The sequence below is a fragment of the Paenibacillus guangzhouensis genome (assembly GCF_009363075.1).
GTDB classification, from domain to species: domain Bacteria; phylum Bacillota; class Bacilli; order Paenibacillales; family Paenibacillaceae; genus Paenibacillus_K; species Paenibacillus_K guangzhouensis.
Window position 1 is genome coordinate 3,722,179 of the sequence record NZ_CP045293.1, and the last position, 22,204, is coordinate 3,744,382.

Sequence of the window (22,204 nt, forward strand, 5' to 3'; positions counted from 1 at the left end):
ACTGACAAAAAGCAGTTATTTCGCTCAACTCGCTCGAAAGAGGCGCATTTAACTGACAAAATGCAGTTATTTCGCTCAACTCGCTCAAACGCAGCGCTTTTAACTGCTAAAAAGCAGTTATTTCGCTCAACTCGCTCGAAAGAGGCGCATTTAACTGACAAAATGCAGTTATTTCACCCAACTCGCTCGAACGCAGCGCATTTAACTGACAAAATGCAGTTATTTCGCCCAACTCGCTCGAACGCAGCGCTTTTAACTGCTAAAAAGCAGTTATTTCGCCCAACTCGCTCGAAAGCGGCACAATTAACTACCAAAAAGCAGTTATTTCGCTCAACTCGTTCGAAAACGGCACAATTAACTACCAAAAAGCAGTTAATTACGCCAAAAAAGCAGCCTAAACGGCTGCTTATCGGCAAGCTATGTGCGGCGCATATACGCGCGAACGGTAATCGGCGCAAAGATCGCCACGATAACGAGCGCTCCGATCAGAGAGATCACAAGATCCCAGCCTACGGTACCCGCATTCGTCAGGTCACGAACGGCCGTGACCAAGTGCGAGATCGGGTTGATGTTCACGAACCACTGCAGCCAGCCCGGCATTGTATTCACCGGAACGAACGCGTTCGACAGGAACGTGAGCGGGAACAATACAATCATCGATATCCCCTGTACGCTGGAAGCGGTACGCGCGATGACGCCGAAGAATGCGAAAATCCAGCTAATCGCCCATGAGCAGAAAATGACAAGCAGCGCAGCGATGGCGACGTTGCCGAGGCCTCCAGCGGGGTGATACCCCATAATGTATCCCATCGTGAAGGTCAACACGGTTGCAATCGTATACCGAATCGTATCCGCGAGCAGCGCACCTGCGAGCGGTGCAATCCTCGCAATCGGCAATGACTTGAAGCGATCGAACACCCCTTTATCCATATCCTCACGCAATTGGACACCCGTCACGATCGAGGTCGTAATGACGGTCTGGACGAGGATCCCGGGAATGATGACGGGCAGATAACTCACGACGTCGCCGGAGATCGCCCCGCCAAAGATATAGGTAAACATCAGCGTAAAGATGATCGGTTGCAGCGTAACGTCGAACAATTGCTCCGGTGTGCGTTTCAGCTTCAGCAGACCGCGATAAGCCATCGTTAACGAGTGACGAACCGATTGACCGAAGCTGGTGTAGTTTTTTAATTGGCGTTGTACGGCCGGCTTGATTGAAGAGCTGCTCATGCTCTTGCCACCTCCACTTGGTTAGATTCTTTCGACGCATGAGATGCATCTTGCTTCACGCCTTCGCCTGTGATGGTTAAGAACACTTCATCGAGCGTCGGCTTCTGTACGCTCACCTCAGCTAAGTGAATCCCTGCCTCACGGAGAGCGATCAGCAGGTCCGTCACCCGATCAGCGTCCGCCATCGGTGCCGTAATCTTCGCCGCTTCCGAAGACACGCTGGACGGAACACGAAGTACTTGTTCGACGATGCGGCGCGCGTTCCCGATATCAAGCGGATTCTGCACTCGCAAATGCAGGGACGAGGTGCCGATAGACGCCTTCAATTCATCGGCTGTGCCTTCGGCGACCACATGACCGCGATCAATGACCGCAATCCGATCTGCCAATTGGTCCGCCTCTTCAAGGTACTGCGTGGTGAGCAATACCGTCGACCCTGTATTCACTAATCTGCGGATCGTATCCCACATCTGCGAACGCGTACGTGGATCCAGCCCCGTCGTCGGTTCGTCCAGGAAAATAAGCGGCGGCTGTGCGATAAGACTTGCAGCCAAATCCAGTCTGCGCCGCATCCCACCAGAGAAGTTCTTGAGCGGACGCTTTGCCGCCTCGGTCAACCCGAATTCTTCAAGCAGACCCGCGGCTTTCTGCTTCGCTTCTGCACGTCTGAGCCCGAGCAGCCTCGAGAAGATGATCAGATTCTCTGTTGCGCTCAGCGACTCGTCTACCGACGCATATTGTCCCGTCACGCCGATCAGTTGACGAACGATCTGTGATTCCTTCTGCACATCATGGCCGAAGATGCGTGCCGTCCCCGCATCCGGACGCAGCAGCGTCGCCAGCATGCGAATCGTTGTCGTCTTCCCTGCCCCATTCGGTCCAAGAACACCGTAGATGGATCCCGCTCGTACGTTCAAATTGACGCCATCCACGGCGCGATTATCGCCGAACGTTTTGACAAGTCCATACGCTTCAACGGCCCAATCGCCGTTATTCGGCTCTATATTTCGATTATTCATTGTTATTCCTCCCACGTAACGGATGATGTAGTTGATCTTAGCACCCCTTTTTAAACAGAATGTAAACAGCATTTTAATTTGCAAAAATGCAAAAAACCGCTGCAGCTTGTTCAGCTCAGCGGTCTTCGCTTGCGTATTGATACGATGCGGCTTTACCCTTTGATCGCGCCATCGGCCATCCCTTTGATGAAATATTTCTGCAAAAATAAATACACGACTGTCATCGGCATCATACCGATCAAGCATCCCGCCGCGACCCAATTCAGCTGGTTCGAGAACTGCGAGATGAACTGCGATAACGCAACCGGAATCGTCTGCACCTGCACCTTCTGCAAGAAGAAGATCGAGAATTGATAGTCATTCCAAATCTGGACACCCATAATGATGATGACGGTTGCCGTAATGGGCTTCAGCAGCGGCAAAATAATGCGGAAGAAGATGCCGAGCCGGCTGCTTCCGTCGATGAGGCCCGCTTCATCCAGCTCGCGTGGAACGGTGTTGATGAATCCCGTGTACAGGAATATCGTCATCGGCAATGCGAATGTCACTTGCGTCAAAATGGCGGCCCAATATGTATTAATTCCGCCGAGATCGACAATGAATTTGTACAGCGGCACGAGAATCGTTAAGGCAGGAACGATTAAGCAAGCTACGCTCACCGTGTAGATGATCGTATTGAGCCTGCTCTGATGCCTTGCCAAGGGATATGACGCCAAAGCGCCGACGATGACGACGAGCGCGACCGCGCTAGCCGTAATGAACACATTGTTGAAGATCGCTCGCGACAAGTCTGCTTCTCGCCAAGCATTCGCGAAGTTATCCCACGAGACGTGAACGGGGAAGCGCCACTTGGAGGTCGTCTCTGTCGGCAGCTTGAGCGCCATATTAATCAAGACATAGAACGGAATGACATGAAGAAAGGCAATGAAGAGCAATACGGCATACTTCAGTCCATGGAGAAATTTCCTCATTACATCTTCACCTCTTTCCGCTTCAAGTAGAACAGGGCCAGCAGGCTGACGATCGCAATCATCACGAACATCGTATTGCCGAGCGCTGCCGCGTAGCCGGCATCCTGCCTTGCAAAGTAGAGATTGTACATCATCGTGGAAATGGAGGAGGAAGCGTAGCCCGGACCGCCATTCGTCATCGCTACGATGACATCGAACAATTTCAATCCGCCAATAATATTGATCAGAATATTGATCGTAATGGATGGCATCAGCAGCGGAAGCATGACGCTTCGGAACTTCGTCCACCCGCCTGCCCCGTCAATGGAGGCCGCTTCATAGTAGTCTTTCGGAATGGATTGCAGGCCGGCAAGATAGATGATCATCGCGGTCCCCATGTATTGGTACGTATTGACGAACGTAATCAGCCATACGGCAACAGGCCCTTTCGACAACCAATCCACCGGCGCAAGGCCGAACAGACCGATCGCGTCATTCACAGCCCCTCCATCGTATTGGAAGAAGAAGTACCAAATATAGCCCATGATGAGCGGACTAATGATAACCGGTAAATAAACGATCGTTCGAACCAGCCCTTTCCCCCGAATGCGCGAATCGAGGAATAAGGCATACGCCAAACCGAGTATATTCTGAAAAAATGTGCTACCGAACCCGTAGATGATCGTATTTTTGATCGTGATCCATACGTTTTTATCGGAGAACATCATTTTATACTTGTCGAACCCAACCCAATTGTAGTTCTGGGAGTAACCGTTCCAATCGGTAAATGACACCCGAATCCCCTGTACAAATGGATAGAAAATAAACAAAGCAAACAATAGGACAGCCGGAACATACATTAAGTTTATTAACCCTTTGGATTGCATCCGTCGCTTCATGAATCTCACCTCGTTGAAAGAAGAAAGGAGGACCGCACGCATGCTGCCGCACGAGACTGTCCTCCTCTTGCTTCACTGTTATTATTGAGCTGCTCTCAGCCGATCATATTCCTGCTTCATGTTCGCGGTATATCCTTTCACATCGATGCCGTCCGCGAGCAGATCTTGGCCATTCTTGCACATGACGTCCCACATCCCGTTCGGAATGTACTCCCGGTCGAAGAACGGCATTACGCGAATATCCTTGTACCGGTCATAGTACTCTGAGAGCTGTCCCGCATCCGTGGATACCCCATCAAGACCCGGAGGTAGTTGATTGGACTTTGCGACCAGCGCAACATTTTCGGGTTTGGCGAAATACGCCACATATTTTTTTGCCGCCTCGATATTTTTCGAGTCTTTCCAGATGCCCCAAGTCGTCTTCTCGCCCCCTGCGAACGTCGGCGTATCGCCTGCCACGACGGATGGAATCGGCATCAATCCTGCCTTCAAATCCGGATTGATCTTCTGCGCTTCCTCAATAAAATAAGGACCGTAGATGCCGAATGCTGTTTTGCCGTCGGCAAAGGCCTTCGCGGAATCGTTATACTTCGCCGTCAAGACGTCTTTGTTCAGATACCCTTTCGTCTGAAGATCCTTGAACATTTGCGGCAGCTGGTCGAACTTGCTCCAATCGAACGTGCCGTCCAGCAATTGCGAACCGTAATTTTGCGATGAACTGATCAACAGCGGCGTCGCGAAGAAATCGAAATATTGTCCGATCGGCCAAGCATCCGCCCCGCCGATATGGATCGGCACCACTTCGCCGTTGCTCTTGGTTTTGATCGTCTCGCATGCGGCCAGGAACTCTTCATACGTCGTCGGAACTTGTACGCCGTATTTCTCGAGGACGGAGACGTTGAAGACTGGGCCCGATTTATCTTGATCCATCGGGAGCACGTACAATTTGCCCGAAGCGTCCGTCACGAGCGGCTTGATCGCGGCATTCACGCTCGAAGCCCAGCTCTCACCCGACAGATCCAGCAGGAACTCTCCATAGCGCGCTTTCGCCCAACCATGGGTAGCGAAGACGTCCGGCATATCGTTCGACGCCATTTTGACCTTCATCGTATTCTCATATTCCTTGCCCGGCGCGCTGAAATCCACTTTGATCGATGGATTATCCTTCATGAAGTTATCCGTAATTTGCTGCAATACTTTCGCTTGCTCGCCAACGACATTCGTGGATACAGTGATGCGCACTTCTTTCTCTTTCAATGCTTCAGGCGCTGAAGTCACCCCATTCGAATCTGATTTCTGCTCGCTAGTTCCCCCGCCGCATGCAGATAAAAATGTCAGCATAGCGGCACAGAGTAGAATCAGCCATTTTGATCTTTTCATATGGACCCTCCCCATGAGATTCAGTTCTTGTTTACAATTCCACTATAGCACCCATGAAGACGCTTCCAAATGCCACAGAACTACGATAGGCAGTGACGATTTCTACACACCGCTGCAGATCTACGATTTCATGCGTCCATTTCTACACTTTTGCCTCGATCTTCTTGCCAAATCACACTTCGGGCGGCGACAATATGATTGATACAGCGTGATCGCAAAAAGGGGCTGAGCCAATGCATTTCTTCTATACATCTGTCCGTACAAAATTAACCTTGTTATTATTGATCACGATCGTGATTCCCGAACTCATTCTAGGCATCATCTATCCGATCTATTTTCAACGCGTCATGGAGAAAGACAAAGAAGCCCTGATGGAAGGGACTTTGACCGCGATTACGCGGAGTATCGAGACATATATGGACGATCTGGAGCGGCTGACCATTACGCCGTTTCTTCAGAACGATATTTTGACTTCCTTAAAGATCAAAGCCCGTTCCGACCAGAATCATGTTAGCGTTTACAATAAATTGGTAGCCGATCGCACGCTGCACGAGATGCAGATGATCATGTTCCAAAATACGCGCAAAGATATTCTAGGCACGGTTCTCGTCACGGCCGATCAATCGGTTTACGCTACCGACCGCTATGAAGTCGCGCAACCGATACCGGATTTCCCATATAAAGCCCAGGACTGGTACAAGCAAACGATTCTTCGGAATGGCAAGGCAACCTTTATCAGTCCGCATCGACGGGACTATTTGCAAAATTCGCAGGACCAGCTTGTATTCTCCGTTGCTCGTCTCATTAAAGATCCAGATACGCAGAAGCCTCTGGCCGTGATCATGGCAGATGCCGACAATGACATCTTCGATGAGATCGTAAGCGACGTATCCTTTGACGTGAGTTCAATCGTGACGATTTTTGATAACTATAACAACTTGATCTATTCCAGCGATCCGCTGACGGCCGGCACGGCAGAACAAATCATAGCCGATCATGAGCTCATCGAGAGCCAGGGAAAAAATTATACGACGATCTCCAAACGGATTCCCTCTTCGGAATGGAGAGTCAACGTTCTACTATCGCAAAGCGAAATCACGTCAAAAATCAGGAATCTGAATCTCATCTCCATCGTCATGACTTGTATGGGTCTCCTTTTAACAGCCTTGTTCTATGTTTATTTGTCCCGTTCCATCGTGAAGCCCATTCTGCAGATGGGCGCCGTGATGCGCAAGGTGCAGCATGGATCCATGAACGAAAGCGTGACGATCAAAGGGCAAGACGAGATCGCATATCTTGGCAATCGCTTGAACAAAATGATATCGCAATTGAATGACACCATCATCCGAGAATACCGAACAGGGCTTGCGAAGCGCAACGCCGAATATCGAGCCTTACAGTCGCAGATTCAACCGCATTTTCTCTATAACACGCTGAACGGATTTATGGCACTGAACCGGGCTGGGGAGAGCAAAACCTTGGAAAAAGCCATCTTGTCCTTGAGCGGCATGATGCGATATACCTTAAGTAAAAACGACTGGGATACGTTAGAGAATGAGTTCTTGTTCCTGCAGCGATATGCGGAGATTCAGCAGCTTCGTTTCGATGAACGTCTGACCTTCCAGTTGGATTATGATCCTAGAACGAAAGACGTCCGCATTCCGAAGCTGCTGCTGCAGCCTTTGGTGGAGAATAGTATCATTCACGGCGTGGAAGGCGTGAACCGGGCATGCCGCGTCTCGGTCAAGGCGGAGCTGATCCATGAGAACGAACCGAACAATATACTGATTCGAGTTACCGATACGGGGGCCGGATTCGATCTTGACCAACTCGAGAAGCAAGACCGCGTAGGGATTTCGAATGTTCGAGAACGACTTGAGATGGCCTATCCCTACGCGTCCATGACCGTCAACAGCATCCGTGAAGTCGGGACCGAAGTAACCCTTCACATTAAAACGTCGCCGGATGAGGCTGATCCCGCATCTCCGATGGATAACATCGGAAATACTCGACGAACAGACGCGTAAAATGCCGGGTGCTGTAATAACCGACCTGCTGCGCCACTTGATGAATTCGAATCTGTGGATCGTTTAGCAAAATTTCGCGCGCTTTGTTCATCCGCGTCGCCGTTAAATACTTCATAAACGTGACCCCCTGCTTGCGATGAAACAGGGTGCTGAGGTAGTTCGGCGTCACGTTCAGCTCGTGCGCGATTTGGCCAATACCGATATCCTCCGTATAACGCTGATGGATGTAACGGAGCATTTGCTGAATCAAATCAGGCGGCGCGGCCTCTTCTGCCGGAATAGCGTCAGCCTGAAGCTGTTCTTCCGCCTTCTCTTGATGGCGGCGCAGCTTCTGAATCAATTCCTGAAAAGAGACGGCGCTAGCCAACGGCTCGATAGCCACGGCAAAGTTTGGCGTACGGTAACGAGCCGCGATGTGTTCCATTTCCTTCTCGTACTGCTTGATGAAGTCGCCGGATGCGTCCGGATGCGTCTCCTGCTTCGCTAGGATGACCACGGCTTCGCCGGAAGGCAGAATCAACAAAGCTCTTCGGATATGGATCGCTTGCTGCCCATTCATCTCCATTTGGTTCATCCGATCCATAAATGCATAGAATGCCTCATGACCACCCTCGGCGGGCGGAAGATGATCGACTTTTAATGCATAAGCCGTGTAATTCTCGTGCATGCCTCGCGAATCCGCAGCGACTTCGTCTTCTGAACGCGAAAGGTACAGAACAGACATGAGCTGTTTCTCGAACTCCAAATTGCGCCTTGCTATTTTCTTGCGCTGATTATCCCATAAACGCGACATGCATTCCCTAAAGGCATCGGGATCGACGGGCTTTAACAAATAGTCGACGACCCGCAGCTTGATCGCATGCTGCGCATAGGCAAAGTCCGAATAACCGGAAATAATGACCCATTGAATTTGTTCAGCATGTGCGGTATGCTCAATCGCGCTCAAGCCATCCATGACAGGCATTCTTATATCCACAAAGACGACATCAGGTTGACCTGCTGCGATAAGTTCTACAAGTTCTGTCCCGTCCTTCGCCTCTCCAATAATCTCCACAGGCATCTCCAATTCTTCCAGCATGCTTCTTACATTGGCTCTGGCTAATCGCTCATCATCCGCAATGATGATTTTCATCTTCGCCACTCCTGTTCCATGACCCTTTTGAGATGTATTTCTGATTAAGCTTGTTCCATAAGTATACAACGATCGTAAGCGCCCTTGAAGGCGCTTACGATGATTCCATGCGGCAATGCTCATGGACGTGCAGTCGATTTCGTTACAGAGAAGTGAATGATGCGATACAACAACATGGCCGCTTCCGCTCGATTGGCGATTTGTCGCGGCAGCAGCTGATCATTGCTTCCTTGGATCAAGTTCAGCTCGACAAGCGCCGCCACGCTGCTCTTCGCATAACCTGCGATGGACTCGTGGTCTGCAAAGGCATCTAATACGGTTTCATTAGCGCCTGATGAGATGAGCTTCTGCTGACGAAAAAACCGTTCGACGATCACCATGAATTGCTCGCGCGTAACTTCGGCCTCTGGCTTAAACGCTGTTGCTGTCATGCCTTGAATCAGGCCTAGTTTCTTGGCAATGGCAACTTCCTCGTAATAGTACGCCGCCTTGTTGACGTCCGAGAAATTAGCATCCGTGTCCGCTGTCAGCTGGAATAGATTCACGAGCATCTTGACCAGATCCCCGCGTTTTAGCCCTTGCTGCGGTCCGAATTGATCCGTGGATATGCCTTGCCATACCCCTGATGCGGCAAGCGTCTCAATCGCTTCCTCTGCCCACGCGAACTTCGCTAAATCTCTAAATTTCTTCGGCGTATACACCACTTCATAGACGTCTGTTTTGGAGCCCCTCACCTTCACGATGCCCGATTGGGGATCGTAGATGCTAAAGACGACCGGTGTTTTGCTTCCGTCTTGATTCACTTTCACCACGGATACATAACCAGGTGCGCTGAGCTGCTCGGCGGAAGGTTGAAATGGAATCTCGATCACTTGCCCTGACGGCTCCGGTTTTGTTTCCGGAACAGGTTTTACTTCTGGCTTTACCGTCGACGTGCCAGATGAATTCGAATTGGACCCGCTGCCATCAGACCCACCTCCCCCGTTATGCCCTGAATCGGATGGCTTCACGGTAACTTTGGCGACAGCTCGGATTGCGGTCCCAGCGATGGTTCCATTGACTTCGAATGTGCCAGCTGCAGCATAGCGGCTCGGTTGAATCGAATCCCATGCCACATCCACTTTCATTTGGGATTGGTCTGAGTAGGTTGCCATAACGCTAGTCGGCAGAACAGGAGCCTTGTCAACCATGGTCTCAACCGAAACGGCATCCACTTTGACGATTTGGACAACGCCAGGCACGACCACGTCGATCGCTTGTGTCGCCGCTTGGCTTCCATCGTAATTGCGAGTAATTTCCAAGATGACTTTAACTGTCGTATCCGTTGTCGGCGGGACAATCTTCCCATTCGATTGAATGATCGCGTCATGATCCGAGGATTTGACCGAGACCGTGAACCCGAACGGAACTTTAGGAAGCGTCAAAGCCTTGTCTCCCTTCGCTGGCGCTGGAATGGACGTAATCGCATTCGCAACCATGTAGGGACTAACCGACGAGATCGTTACCGCACCCATATCTGGCGCGTGGCCGTCATTATTGTACAGCGTGATCCGATTTATGCCTTTGTTCAATGCTACTTGAATCGTCTTGTATTGCGGCGTGTTCCAATCCGGACCCGTTAACGGTACTTCGATGCCTTCCTGCTCATTGATGCGAAGGAAGACGGATCGCGGTACCGCCGTCGCGTATTCCAATTGCACATCATAGAGGCTGTCGCCTGGCATGACTACATTTTCGTAGGCGGCCGTGTTGTCTTTCGAACCACCTACATATCCGATTGCGTAGCCTTTCATAAAGCTGTTCGAGCTCCGCAATTTGCTGTCCCCTGTTAACACGGCATCTGCCGGGCTGTAGGTTATCTTGATATTCTTAATGGTTCCTTCCGGTGCCACGACCGTGATTGGAGCGGTGTGCGTCGTTATCCCATCAGCTTGGCGTTTAAGTTCCAGAACAAGGCTCACCGGCGTATCTTCCGTCGGCGGAACGATTTTCCCTAGGAGATCGATGACATCCATCCGATCCGACTTCGCAATCCGAACTTCATACCCTGCAGGAACGCTTGGCAACGTTAGCGCTATCGCATTCTTAGCGGGCGCAGGGATCGCTGTCATGCCTGCCGCCATGTCCTGAATCGGGTCCATCGGGATGGGGTCGCCCGTTGCCGGAATCATATAGACCCCTTCCCCTGCCTGCAAGGACAGTGTTATGTGTCCATCCACGACAGCCATATCCTTCTGAATAAGTCTCGGCAATCCCATGCCGATCTCGAACAAATGCACTTTTTCGACGCCTGCCCAATCAGCCGGCAGCTTCCAGCTTCGATTCTCATAGCCTTTTTGGCTAAAAGCAATGATCTCCTTCGCATCTTTACGCCATAAGGCGGGGACAAATACGTCCGTGCCGTCGGCCAACATGACATCGCCTTGCTTCACGGTTCGGATGTCGCCGGATTTGGAGCTCGTCACGCCTTCCGAGAACTGCACAGTATTGGTCGCGCTGTCGTATGAAATGCGGTCTAGCTGATTCAAATATTGCCATACCAACGTCGTATTCATAAATTCAGGCAGGAAACCTGTCAGCCGTTCTTTATCTTTCGCCACAATGTCTTCGCCGTGCATGCTGATGCCTAGCAATTCATTCCCGCCTCGACCGCCAACGGCCACCTTCGCAGGCAAATCCATCTGATCCATCGTCCACCAATCAGCCCACCACGCCATGGGTTGCAGGCCATACAATGGATCGCCACGGTATTGCACGAAATATTCGCTTGTAAAATCCAACCCTTGGTCGCGCCAATACCGAATGATCTTCTTCTGCGTCTCCGTGTCTTGTCGGAAGGTCGTCTTATGGTATGGATCGGAATAGGCATCCGGATTCGGCTCGCCGGGCACGTAGTTGGTTACGAACGCATCGATATGGATCGTCCCTCCCTTTCTCAGATGAGGAAGCATATCGAGCAATTGATCGATATTGCGTTGGAAGACGCCCGCTTCCCACGTCCGCGTGAGATTAATGCGATAGCTCTGTCCGCTTACCCATTTGCCGCCTTCGATCAGATCGCCGTTCTCTTGCCTGCGAATGAGATCCTTCGCCATGAATTCATCCCATTGCGGACTATCCTTGTAGGCATCCGTCATATTGATATGAAGGCTGACGGTCGTATTGTATTGGTCCGCCTCGTCCATCAACCATTTCAAGCTATCGAGCGCTGTAGCGTCTTGCGCTCTTTTTAACCCTGGATTCACGACATTCCAATCCGGATATTTCGAATCGTGGCCGTCATGCTGCCATCCGACCAAATAGATGATCTTCGGAATTCCCCGCGTCATGTTATCCATGCGCTTAATGATGTCTAACGCTTCTTCTAAATTCAGGTCAATCTTCCCGTTGCTTCCCAAGAACAACTTCATCGTTAACGTCTGCGTATAATCCCTAACATAAGGCCGGGCCGGCTCAGGCTTGATCGTGAACGTCAGCGTATCCGTAAATACGCGGCCCTCTCGGGTTGCCTTCACTTTCACCTCGACATCCCCCGTTTTATAGGTGCCTGCCCTTGCTTCGCCATGCGCGCCGATCATAAACATGCGGCCTGGGGCGTCGAATTCAACGCGAGTGAATGGATCCTCCAGCAAATCGATCTGGCTACCGTCTTCTAGGATCCCCGTCAACGATAGCTTCGTTAATCCATCGAGAGGCAAGGTTGTCTCGCTCGCTGAGAAGATGATCGATTGGAGCGGACGATCATTGCTCATCACGTTGAAAGAGATTGTATGGGTCGTCGTTACACCGCCCATCGTTACTTGGATTTTCGCTTCTCCTGGCAGCTCTGTCGCCTGTTCAATACTTAGCTCGGCTCCTGCTGCTACAGCCCATTCCTCTAATCTAGCGCTTACTTGAGGTGCCTGAGCGGTACCTTTCGGCAGCACAATCGAATTGTCCGTATCGAAAAGATTATAGGATGCTGCCGGTTGGCCGTCGAATTGCACTTCAGCCAATAGATTCCGTGAAGTAGGAACCAAGGATACGTCATCGATATTTAGCCAACCCGACAATCCACTCGTAAACGTAATCGTTGCTTTCTCGCCTTTCCTAAAAGGTAAATTCGGCAGTTCAACTCGAACGTAACTGCCACCGTAAGCTTCGAAAGGGTATGCCTTGCCATTGATCGCCATCGAGCCCCCCGGTTGATAATTCGCCGCGTAAGCAGAGAGAGCATAGATTCCGCTATCGGGTATCGTGATCTCCTGCGAGATCGCGTATACGCTATCCGTCGTACTCGGGTCGACCCATCCTTTGAATTGCCCCGCATGCATCGCGTTCTTGGACACGCCCGCTTTGTCAGGCGGGTCAAATCTCCAATGTTCCGTTCCATCCTCAAACCCCGCATTTTGCACGAGGTTCGTGGGTGAAGCATCTTGCGCGTGAATCACCGGACTCAGCGATACGCCCGGTGCCATCGATAGGACTAGACATATTATCATTAACATGGCCACGATTTTCTTCATGGGTAAATCCCCCCTATTAAAATAGTGCAACTTTACCTTCGCTTCTGCATTTCATCTTTTAAAAAAAGCAACGCCTCCCTTCATATCTCATTTTGCAAGCGCTATCATTTTGGCTTAATTATATCCAAGTCATTTTAGCTTTCACATGTACCAAATCTACGCTAATACGTACTTATTTCTACATTCATACCGAACAAAAAAATAAGCTTCCCTTGTGCGGGAGCTTATTTCAGAATAGCGATGCAATAATCTCTTTTATACGATTCACGATCTTTTGCCCCATGTTTACTTCTGCAAGAGCAATATCCCATAATACAACATTTGTAGCCGGATTTGGATCTCGTATTTTCAAATATTCCCCTTGCAACTGGGTTCTTGTATTGTCGTGTTCCACTGTAAAACTCAAAACGGGATCGGCCCACAGTACGGTTCTTTCTTGTACCTCTAGCTCATGGAGAGCGATGACTTCACCCCTCTCCTTCTCTAGATAAGCGTTCATGCTGCCAATCAGGAGAACGAAACTCACCGACAACACAATCGAGATGAAGATGATTCGGCAGATGCCCTTCAGTTGATCTCGATCCCGGGATACCAAGCGCTGCGCGCAGTATCCGACCGCGGCCCCCAAGGAATTAATCAGAATATCGTCAGTATCGAAGGCACCGAGCTGAGTAAACATTTGCATGACTTCAAGCATCGTAATGGACAGCACAAAAAAAGTGATGAATCGAATAAAATAACAACGGTACAGAAGCGGAATAACGGCCCCAAAAGGGATAAATGCGATAAAATTGCCGAGTTCAAAAAACCAACCATCAAAACTTCTTCCCACGGGAAAGTGCAGCGGAATTCCATCAGGGATGAAGTCATACCGCAAGCCTGCCGTGTGCGTAAAAGCCGTTCGATTAAAACCGAAAAACATAAAATAGAGCACTAATAGGGTATATAAAACGAATAAAACTATAGTCATTTTCCGTAACTTCCCTTGATACATGATGACTTCCTTTCTGACTGCATATCGCGACATCGTTGTGTTTGATCCCATTGTAGAGACGAAAGCTTAAGGGTTCGATAAGCAACGCTTAAATTTTTCTAAAGATCAAGGAAGAGACGGTCGTCTGGAACCATTTCTAATGTGCGTGGGAAGGATGATCATATGCTCCGGTTGCATTTGATATGAAAATGCATTATGATACGTTTAAATAATTAAACATTCTAACGGAGTGAGCCATGAGCGAGTATAATGGTAATGAGAAAGCGATCCAAATTTTCGAGAATTTAAGCCCTTATTTTCAAGGACTAGGAGACCCCGTTCGCCAACAAATCGTCGCGCTGCTCATCAACAAAGAGCATTTGAATGTGACGCAAATCGCAGAACATATTCCGATGTCGCGCCCTACCGTCTCTCATCACTTGAAAATATTGCGGCAATCAGGACTGCTCAAGGTTCAGAAGAAAGGCACGGAGATGTTCTACAGCCTTGAATTCGACGAAGTGATCGGGCTCATGAAGCAGCTTGTCCATTTTGTCGAGAAGGAATGCCAGTGCTGAGGTCATTCGCCTGACAGCACATGTCATTCCTTTTTTCATACTTTTTATGTCGAAAAACTCAAACATATGAACATTTAAGTGGAGGTTAGCTGCCATAAATAAAAAAATGGTATTAATTGTAGGGGATGCATATTGCGCTCGGAGGAAGATCACCGAAGAAAGCAGCTCCTTTCGATTCCTTACGGGTACGGACTGTCGTAGATAATCTTGCCGAAGATCCGCTGCTTCGTGCTGGCGATAATATATCGCTGATTAGATGAACCGATGGATGCCAATGCCATTATGAACTTTTTCAAACAATACGGTGTTCTGATTTCTCATCCCAATCCGCATTAAAGTTGCAAAAAATAAGAAGCAGAGACATGGTACATGTCTCTGCTTCCTGCTCTTCTTGCTATGTTCAGTACATTGGAGAGTTCTGCAACGCTAATCTCACGATACGACGATAATATCCGTATGCGAGTACGGCAAATATCAAATATATGATTGTGTAAATCGACATCGCGATCGCTGCTGGAAACACGATATCCGACAAAGTCCAAGCCGAGAAGGCTCTGACAGCGAAAATCGAGTGGGTAAGCCCAATTGCCAGCGGTATCCCAAACACAATTAGCTGCTTACGAATAATCCCACCCAATATTTCGTGTTCCTCAAATCCCAGCTGTCGCAGAATTCTGTAACTGTTCCGTTCCTGCTCTGCCTCGGCCATTTGTTTGAAATAGAGAATACTGCCCGTCGTGATAAGAAAAATAAGCCCGAGAAAGCCGGCGACGAAAATGACGAGGCCAAATTTTTGATGTGAAGTTTGAGAATAGGAGTAAAAGTCCTGATTGCCCCCTATGGAATGGACATATGGCTTATAGAGATACGATGCCGCTGCACGATCACGGTTCACCAGAATTCGGAACGTATCGATTGGGATCCATTTCGATTCGCCACGGGATCGATTCGATATCTGGGAGATCATAGCCTGAAGCGTCGCTTCGCGAACGACCAACTGGTTGCCATTCAAATTGAAATTCATCGCATATCGATCCACACTTCGGGCTATTGGAATAGGAACTCTCGTCTCGCGCACTACTAATTCGATAGGATGCTGCGAATCCTCTTGGTCCAGTCCCCTGTCTCCCCTCCGTTGTCCCTTATACCAGACGGCTTCACCTAGCTTCGGCATACGAATATCCACACTACTTGCATGTAGATGTTCTGCTGCAAGCAGCAGCATCGTCTGCCCCTCCTCACCGTTCAACTGACCCGTCACCCGCAAGGCCTTCACCGGATGATGAACATACGGAATGCCTGCTTGCTCCAAAGAAGCACGAAATGTCTGCGCGTCTTGCACCTGATTCTCAAACACAAAATCAAACGGCAGCATGGCTCGGGACTCGCTCTCGGCCGAATAGTACAGCGAATAAGCGACCGCTAACATGGTTAGTGTCACTGCGGATAGAACCGTAATGATGGTGAGTGAGCACGCATTTGCTCTCATCCGATGCATGAGCGGAGCGAGGGATAGGCTGTTCTTCAATCCGAGCTGACCATTCCTGCGCCTGCGAATCTGGTAGAACAGTCTCCCTAACGTTACACGAAACAGCAGGTAGGTACCGAGGATAATAGAAACAAGAATGATCAGCGTATGCAGCATGAGACTCTGATATGGCATAATTCCAGACCATATATAACCCATTGCGATAAGCACGATGCTCAGTATCCCAAGCAGGACGGACCATCTCGCTGACGGCTGTCGTGGCTGGTCTCCCAGTCGCTCAGCTCGGAGCATGTCAAGCAGCGATACACGGCGAATCTTGTACAAAATCTGGATACAGGTCATACCATTGAGTACTATAAACGCGATAGCGGTCTGAAGAGCGGCTGAGGTGGAAAAAGAGACGGCGACGCCGTTTTCGATTCCGATCAATTTCATCAAAATAAGTAAAAATAACCGGGACACGAGCGTCCCCATGCCCATCCCGATCAGGAGCGCGACGAGGCCCAACATGACATGCTCTGTCATGAGCAACGACCCTACTTGTCTGCGCGTCATGCCTGCCAGCTGATACAGTCCGATTTCTCTGCTACGGCGTCTCAGAAAAATGCTGTTCGCGTAGATCGTGAATAGCGCTACAATTGCAAGCAGCAAAATGCCTGACACACGGATCAGCAATACGAATTGAACATCACCGAAGACCGCAGCTATCTCGGAAGAATCATGCTGTAAGACTGCGAATACGAAATATAGCGTTGTACTGCTTATCAGCGAGAAAACATAGAGATAGTCCTGTTTCATATGTTCACGCACACTGCGGACGATAAGCTCAAAAGGTGTCAACGCGGTTCCCTCCAAGCACAGCCTGCACATTAATAATATCTTGGAAGAAAGTCTGCCGCGTCTTGCTCCCGCGATAGACTTCGGAGTACAGCATGCCGTCTTTCAGGAACACGACACGACTGCAATAGCTCGAAACAACGGGATCATGCGTCACCAGCAGCATCGTAACGCTGCGACGCCGGTTCATGTCCTCCAGCACGTCAAGCAGCGCTGCGGCTGATTTCGAATCCAGCGCGCCTGTCGGTTCATCCGCAAAAACGATAGAAGGATGATGGATTAAAGCGCGAGCCGCAGACGTTCGCTGACGCTGGCCGCCGGAAATTTCATGCGGGTACTGATGAACGATATCCAGAATGCCAAGATCAGAAGCAAGAGCTAGAAATGCTTCCTCAGCCCTTTCCTTGTTCATTTTTCCAAGTGAGATTGGCAGCATGATATTCTCTTTGACGGTCAGTGTGTCCAGGAGTCGGTAATCCTCAAAGATGAACCCGAGTCTGCTGCGCCGGAAACGAGACAATTCAGCGTCTGACATCTTCGTGACATCTGTATCATCGATCCGTATCTCCCCTGCCGTCGCTTGGTCAATAGTCGCGAGCACTTGGATCAAGGTGGACTTGCCTGACCCGGAAGGACCCATGATCCCGACAAATTCGCCCGACGAGATCCGTAAGTCAATTCCTTTTAGCACCTGCTGAACATTGCCCCTCCCACCGAACGATTTACGAACTTGTTGTGCTTGAAGCACGGTTTTGGGCAGCATCGTCCGGCTCACCTCCAACTAGATGTCCTCGACGTTCGAACGTATTCACTGTATGAAAGATCATCTCCATTTCCGTTCCTGCATGCAGCTCCGACGTTGCACCCAAGCTGATCCCGATTTTCAGCGCAATCGTTTGGGCCAAATAAAGTCCGAGTCCCGTTGCCGCATTCTGCATCCTCCCGTTCTCACCGGTAAACCCTCGATCGAAAATTCGAGGCAAGTCATGGGCTGCAATGCCCGCACCTTCATCTCTGACCGTTAACCTGACATGACCTTGAGGGGTCATATCCGTCGACAGCACAATCATACCGCCTTCAGGGCTATATTTGACGGCATTCGTCAACAGTTGACGGAGGATAAAACGGCACCATTTGCGATCCGTCGTCGCTATGACCTCTTCGCCTTCGAATTCTACGGCAATATTCTTCTCTACGCACCAGGAAGCTAGTTCACGTACTTCCATAGCTGCTAGCTGCTGAATGCCCGTCTGCTCCAACACATAATCCGCTTCGAGCGACGGTAATCGTGATATGTACAATTGTTGATCGATGAGCAGATGCATGCGCAGCCAATCCAATTCCATTTTGCGCATGACCGGATTTCCCCGCTCAGCATCGATCGTCAATTTCATCGCTGTCAATGGCGCTTTGACTTCGTGCACCCAAGAAGCAACATAGTCCTTCTCCACGGCCTGAACGGCTTGTACTTCAGACAGTCTGCGCAATGTCCACTGTCCCGCTGTTCGCAAGAGTTGATTGGCTGCTTCTTCATGATGATACTGAGGCGTGGGTAATGCGATCATCCAATCATCATCCATCGTTACGGTTAGGTCAGCCAGAGCCCTTGAATATTGCATTTCTACGTGGAAGCGCCATCCCAGGAAGATAACGAGCGCTAGAATAAGAAGCACATTTAAATACAGTAAAGAGACGGCTTGGACGGCAATCCCGTTGTCGATCCAAATCAACAGATCTACGAAGGATAAGGAAAGCAGGTAGAAGATGATCCAGCTCTTTCGATCCATCAAATAACGAAGTAACAAAATCATCGCCTCCTTATAACGTGGCCGCCATATAGCCTAGCCCCTTCTTTGTGACAATGGCATCTTCGAGATGGAAGATGGTTAACTTGTGCCGCAGCCTCGTTATATTCGCAGTCAACGTATTGTCATTGACGAAATGCTCATCATCCCAGAGTCTCCGAATGAGATCGTGGCGAGTAATCACGGTATCCTTCGCTTTGACAAGAACAGCGAGGATAACGAACTCATTTTTCGTTAAGATTACATCTTGTCCATCCTTACGGATCAGCCCGCGTGTCATATCGATAACGGCGCCGTTCCACTCCAAAAGATCTGCCGCTTCCTCCCCATACGCGTACGTCCGGCGTAAGATGGCTTGAATCTGGGCCATCAATACGTCCATATGGAATGGCTTCTGAATATAATCGTCCGCCCCCATATTCATCGCCATCACCATATCAAGCGGATGATCACGCGAGGACAGGAACAGAATCGGCACTTTCGATACCGCTCGAATCTCTCGACACCAATGGAATCCATCATACATGGGAAGTTGTATATCGATGATAACCAACTGGGGCTTCACCTCAATAAAGGTATTCATCACATCATCATATCGCGCCGGTCCCTCGACATGAAAAGACCATTGCTCCAAACGCTCCTTCAAGGAACGAAATATTGCAGCATCATCTTCAATGATCAATATCGTAAAATCCATCCAGATATTCCTCCCCGCAATTGCCGCGCGGATATAGGACCATGAAGCAATCCATCCGTAGCTGTCCTCATCATATCACGCTTAACTTCCATGCCAAAAGAGGGGAAATGATCCCCTCAAGACCTTATGCCGGCAGCAGCATCGTGAAGAACAGCGCCGCCATCTCTTGCTTACGGAGTGCCCTTTGGGAGCCGTAGTCGAACATGCCGTCCGATGAAGCCACCTCTGGCCCGTACAGCTTCCAGGTAACAGCAGAACTGACAGCATCGACCGCCCATGCCGAAGTACCGGGAGCTAATGCTGCAGTGGCATCCGGCACCCGAATGCCCGTTCCAGCTAATAATCGGAACACGATTGCGGCTGCTTCTTCACGACGAATCGGACGATCTGGCTCGAATGCTTCATCCGCAGCCCCCTGCAATAGGCCTGCTTCGACAGAGGCTTGAATATCGCCACGATACGGAGAATTGGCAATGTCTTTAAATACGGGCGAATTGGAAGACTCCGGAAGACTCCATATCGCGTTGAACGCATGGATGAACGCACCGCGGGTAACGACTTGATCCGGTAGGAACGGCTTCGTTCGGTCATCTTCCAATAAACCAAGGGACTTCAGGCCAAGAATATAGCTCGCATAGGGATGATGAGGAGAGACGTCAGGAAAGCCCTCTTGATTGGCCGGTATTTTCGCAGCATAACTGAATAAGTTGGCGTATTTCATATAAGCAATTTGACCATCTGCATCCTCTTTAAAAGCAAGCGGTTTACCCTCTTCATCCACGAACAGCAGATCATCGACCTGCTTCAGTTGGTGACGGCCTGAGACATCGCTTACCCTAATGGCACCATCTCCCGTCACTTCAACTTTAGTGAATACTTTGATCCGTAGATCGGAATACAGTCCTTCGAGCTTGGATAGCGCAAACTTGGATTGCTTCTGATAACCTTTTGGGCCGAATGTCGATTGGCGATCAGCATAATAATGATCCATAAATGCTGCGAATAGGTCATTGCGCAAATCCTGATTCGTATTGTAAACAACGAAAACCCCCGTTCTACGGTCTGGGAGGAGCCACAATAGCGAGCTAAATCCAAGGATATCCCCTCCCTTGGAAATCACGGCTTCACCATTCGTATGGGAAAGATCCACTGGCGATTCAAATCCATATGTCATATCCGGCACATTCGGATGGATAAGCACATGGTACGTCGACATCGCCCGCACGGATTCTTGCGACAGGATCCTCGTACCATCAGGTGCCCGTCCTTCGTTCAGAAGGGCATTCATGAACAATGCCATATCAGAGGCCGTTGAGATCATGCTGCCCTCAGGCCATTCACGCGGCGACAAATCAAAGAACGGCAGCGGGTTATTCTCCGCATCGTATGAAGTAACTAGACGTCCAGCCAACTCCTTCGTTAGGCTGAAGCTGCTTGAAGTCATGCCAAGCGGCTTGAACAAACGCTCCGTCATATAGCTCCCGAATGGCTCCCCGCTGACTTGCTCAATGATGTAGCCCAGCAGTCGCGTTGCAAAATTATCATACATGTATGACGTGCCGGGCTCCCGAACGACGGGAGGAAATACGTCGAAAATGCTTTTTTGTAAGGAGATCGGCTTCACGGAAGGATCCATCAAATAACTGCCATCCGATGGTTCTCTTACTTCAAAGCCGGTCGTATGCGTCAGTAAATGCTCGATCGTAACAGGCGTCTCGAATGGATTAGATATGCGATACCCATCCAAATACTTCTCAATGTTATCCTTCAACGAGATTTTCCCTTGATCAACGAGCTGCAGTGCAGCCGCCGCGGTAAACACCTTCGATACAGAAGCGATTCGGAAGGTGGAACGGCTCGCGTCTACCCGTGACTTCGACATCTGATCCGTTATGCCATAGCCTTTAGAGACGAGCACTTTTCCCTCCCGGACAACGGATATCGCTGCGGCACCGGCCTTTCTCTGGATATCTTCACGAGCAAAAAAAGCATCCAGAAACGCCTCAACTTCGCTCACCTCACGCGGTCCGCCTGTATAAATTGCTGCTGTTGAATGCTGCTCGCTGGAAGCATCTCCTTTCGACGCAGACGGTACCCCGTACGCTACGGAATCGCCCATTAACGTTAGTGCCAGCAGAGCAATCCATAACGTACTTCGTGTTCTTGTCTTCTTGTTATCCAATTCATATCCTCTCCTTGTCACTTCCCATTGAACCGCCATGCATATTCAAGCGATTCCGACACCCTCATTGTATCGGCTGCAGCACATACCGTCGCTCGATTCAGGTGATAAATCAGCCGACGTATGTGACATATTCGTCATGTTGGAGGGATTCGGAAAGAGAACAGCTGCCTGAAAATTTATCGAATACGGACAGCCATCCCTAGTAACAACTACCCAGACAAAGTGAGCGCAGCCTTCATAACATATCGAGTATACAAATTAGGGAGGTGCTTACATGTCAGGTCTTGTTGGTGGAGCATTTACAAGTACAGGCACAATTCTCGTACTGTTTATCTTGTTAGTCATCATCGCTTGCAGTTGCATGGGTGGTTTTGGAGGTTTTGGTGGAGTAGGCTACTAATTCTTTCTTATAAATGCAATGAGCCCCGTACGATTGTACGGGGCTTTGCTTCATCATATGATCTGCTGGTGATTATGCTCCTGTGCTGCTGCGTA

Annotated in this window: 16 protein-coding genes; 3 read left to right on the forward strand and 13 right to left on the reverse strand. The window is 49.7% G+C overall.

Annotation, left to right across the window (positions count from 1 at the left end; all coding sequences use genetic code 11):
- Window positions 1-417: 417 nt before the first annotated feature.
- The 5 genes from GCU39_RS16700 to GCU39_RS16720 form a co-directional block, all read right to left on the reverse strand.
- Window positions 418-1,233, reverse strand: a complete 816-nt coding sequence (locus GCU39_RS16700) for an ABC transporter permease (protein WP_152394554.1) — start codon at window positions 1,231-1,233, stop codon at window positions 418-420.
- Window positions 1,230-2,252 carry an ATP-binding cassette domain-containing protein gene (locus GCU39_RS16705; protein WP_152394555.1) on the reverse strand — a complete coding sequence of 341 codons (1,023 nt, stop codon included), beginning with the start codon at window positions 2,250-2,252 and terminating at the stop codon, window positions 1,230-1,232. Before GCU39_RS16705 ends, GCU39_RS16700 begins: the two co-directional genes overlap by 4 nt.
- A 152-nt stretch (window positions 2,253-2,404) precedes the next feature.
- Window positions 2,405-3,223 (reverse strand): carbohydrate ABC transporter permease, encoded by an 819-nt coding sequence (locus GCU39_RS16710; RefSeq protein ID WP_152394556.1) that lies wholly within the window; start codon window positions 3,221-3,223, stop codon window positions 2,405-2,407.
- Entirely contained in the window at window positions 3,223-4,101 is an 879-nt protein-coding gene (locus GCU39_RS16715) for a carbohydrate ABC transporter permease (protein WP_227793233.1), read from the reverse strand. The genes GCU39_RS16710 and GCU39_RS16715 overlap by 1 nt, the downstream gene beginning before the upstream one ends.
- Before the next feature lie 81 nt (window positions 4,102-4,182).
- Entirely contained in the window at window positions 4,183-5,481 is a 1,299-nt protein-coding gene (locus GCU39_RS16720) for an ABC transporter substrate-binding protein (RefSeq protein WP_193726516.1), read from the reverse strand.
- 233 nt (window positions 5,482-5,714) lie between these two features.
- On the opposite strand from GCU39_RS16720, the gene GCU39_RS16725 reads away from it, so the two are divergent.
- Window positions 5,715-7,508 carry a cache domain-containing sensor histidine kinase gene (locus tag GCU39_RS16725; RefSeq protein WP_152394559.1) on the forward strand — a complete coding sequence of 598 codons (1,794 nt, stop codon included), beginning with the start codon at window positions 5,715-5,717 and terminating at the stop codon, window positions 7,506-7,508.
- Here the strand turns inward: GCU39_RS16725 and GCU39_RS16730 are convergent.
- From GCU39_RS16730 to GCU39_RS16740, 3 genes are all read right to left on the reverse strand, one after another.
- A complete protein-coding gene (locus tag GCU39_RS16730) occupies window positions 7,432-8,640 on the reverse strand; it encodes a response regulator (RefSeq protein WP_193726517.1) in 1,209 nt (402 codons plus the stop codon). The genes GCU39_RS16725 and GCU39_RS16730 overlap by 77 nt on opposite strands.
- Before the next feature lie 119 nt (window positions 8,641-8,759).
- Window positions 8,760-13,145: an S-layer homology domain-containing protein gene (locus GCU39_RS16735; RefSeq protein ID WP_152394561.1), complete on the reverse strand. Its 4,386-nt coding sequence runs from the start codon at window positions 13,143-13,145 to the stop codon at window positions 8,760-8,762.
- Between the two features lie 229 nt (window positions 13,146-13,374).
- Window positions 13,375-14,115, reverse strand: coding sequence for a VanZ family protein (locus tag GCU39_RS16740; RefSeq protein WP_227793234.1), 741 nt, complete (start codon window positions 14,113-14,115; stop codon window positions 13,375-13,377).
- A gap of 260 nt (window positions 14,116-14,375) precedes the next feature.
- Here GCU39_RS16740 and GCU39_RS16745 point away from each other — a divergent pair, with 260 nt between their 5' ends.
- Window positions 14,376-14,696, forward strand: a complete 321-nt coding sequence (locus GCU39_RS16745; protein WP_152394563.1) for an ArsR/SmtB family transcription factor — start codon at window positions 14,376-14,378, stop codon at window positions 14,694-14,696.
- A gap of 400 nt (window positions 14,697-15,096) precedes the next feature.
- Here GCU39_RS16745 and GCU39_RS16755 read toward each other — a convergent pair whose 3' ends face one another.
- From GCU39_RS16755 to GCU39_RS16775, 5 genes are all read right to left on the reverse strand, one after another.
- The gene (locus tag GCU39_RS16755) at window positions 15,097-17,025 is read right to left on the reverse strand and encodes an FtsX-like permease family protein (RefSeq protein ID WP_152394564.1); all 1,929 of its coding nucleotides are present in this window, start codon (window positions 17,023-17,025) and stop codon (window positions 15,097-15,099) included.
- A complete protein-coding gene (locus GCU39_RS16760) occupies window positions 17,012-17,785 on the reverse strand; it encodes an ABC transporter ATP-binding protein (RefSeq protein WP_152394565.1) in 774 nt (257 codons plus the stop codon). Before GCU39_RS16760 ends, GCU39_RS16755 begins: the two co-directional genes overlap by 14 nt.
- Window positions 17,745-18,827 (reverse strand): sensor histidine kinase, encoded by a 1,083-nt coding sequence (locus GCU39_RS16765; RefSeq protein WP_227793235.1) that lies wholly within the window; start codon window positions 18,825-18,827, stop codon window positions 17,745-17,747. The genes GCU39_RS16760 and GCU39_RS16765 overlap by 41 nt, the downstream gene beginning before the upstream one ends.
- A gap of 13 nt (window positions 18,828-18,840) precedes the next feature.
- Complete coding sequence (locus tag GCU39_RS16770; RefSeq protein ID WP_152394566.1) at window positions 18,841-19,524, reverse strand: response regulator transcription factor; 684 nt, start codon at window positions 19,522-19,524, stop codon at window positions 18,841-18,843.
- 124 nt (window positions 19,525-19,648) lie between these two features.
- Window positions 19,649-21,745, reverse strand: a complete 2,097-nt coding sequence (locus GCU39_RS16775) for a serine hydrolase domain-containing protein (protein ID WP_152394567.1) — start codon at window positions 21,743-21,745, stop codon at window positions 19,649-19,651.
- Between the two features lie 238 nt (window positions 21,746-21,983).
- Between GCU39_RS16775 and GCU39_RS16780 the strand changes: the two genes are divergently transcribed.
- Window positions 21,984-22,109: a sporulation protein YjcZ gene (locus GCU39_RS16780; protein ID WP_152394568.1), complete on the forward strand. Its 126-nt coding sequence runs from the start codon at window positions 21,984-21,986 to the stop codon at window positions 22,107-22,109.
- The last annotated feature ends 95 nt before the right edge of the window (window positions 22,110-22,204 follow it).

Bases quoted from the DNA above. Each gene is read 5' to 3' on its own strand.
- GCU39_RS16700 (WP_152394554.1), bottom strand. From the start codon at position 1,233: ATGAGCAGCTCTTCAATCAAGCCGGCCGTACAACGCCAATTAAAAAAC.
- GCU39_RS16705 (WP_152394555.1), bottom strand. From the start codon at position 2,252: ATGAATAATCGAAATATAGAGCCGAATAACGGCGATTGGGCCGTTGAA.
- GCU39_RS16710 (WP_152394556.1), bottom strand. From the start codon at position 3,223: ATGAGGAAATTTCTCCATGGACTGAAGTATGCCGTATTGCTCTTCATT.
- GCU39_RS16715 (WP_227793233.1), bottom strand. From the start codon at position 4,101: ATGAAGCGACGGATGCAATCCAAAGGGTTAATAAACTTAATGTATGTT.
- GCU39_RS16720 (WP_193726516.1), bottom strand. From the start codon at position 5,481: ATGAAAAGATCAAAATGGCTGATTCTACTCTGTGCCGCTATGCTGACA.
- GCU39_RS16725 (WP_152394559.1), top strand. From the start codon at position 5,715: ATGCATTTCTTCTATACATCTGTCCGTACAAAATTAACCTTGTTATTA.
- GCU39_RS16730 (WP_193726517.1), bottom strand. From the start codon at position 8,640: ATGAAAATCATCATTGCGGATGATGAGCGATTAGCCAGAGCCAATGTA.
- GCU39_RS16735 (WP_152394561.1), bottom strand. From the start codon at position 13,145: ATGAAGAAAATCGTGGCCATGTTAATGATAATATGTCTAGTCCTATCG.
- GCU39_RS16740 (WP_227793234.1), bottom strand. From the start codon at position 14,115: ATGACTATAGTTTTATTCGTTTTATATACCCTATTAGTGCTCTATTTT.
- GCU39_RS16745 (WP_152394563.1), top strand. From the start codon at position 14,376: ATGAGCGAGTATAATGGTAATGAGAAAGCGATCCAAATTTTCGAGAAT.
- GCU39_RS16760 (WP_152394565.1), bottom strand. From the start codon at position 17,785: ATGCTGCCCAAAACCGTGCTTCAAGCACAACAAGTTCGTAAATCGTTC.
- GCU39_RS16770 (WP_152394566.1), bottom strand. From the start codon at position 19,524: ATGGATTTTACGATATTGATCATTGAAGATGATGCTGCAATATTTCGT.
- GCU39_RS16775 (WP_152394567.1), bottom strand. From the start codon at position 21,745: ATGGCGGTTCAATGGGAAGTGACAAGGAGAGGATATGAATTGGATAAC.
- GCU39_RS16780 (WP_152394568.1), top strand. From the start codon at position 21,984: ATGTCAGGTCTTGTTGGTGGAGCATTTACAAGTACAGGCACAATTCTC.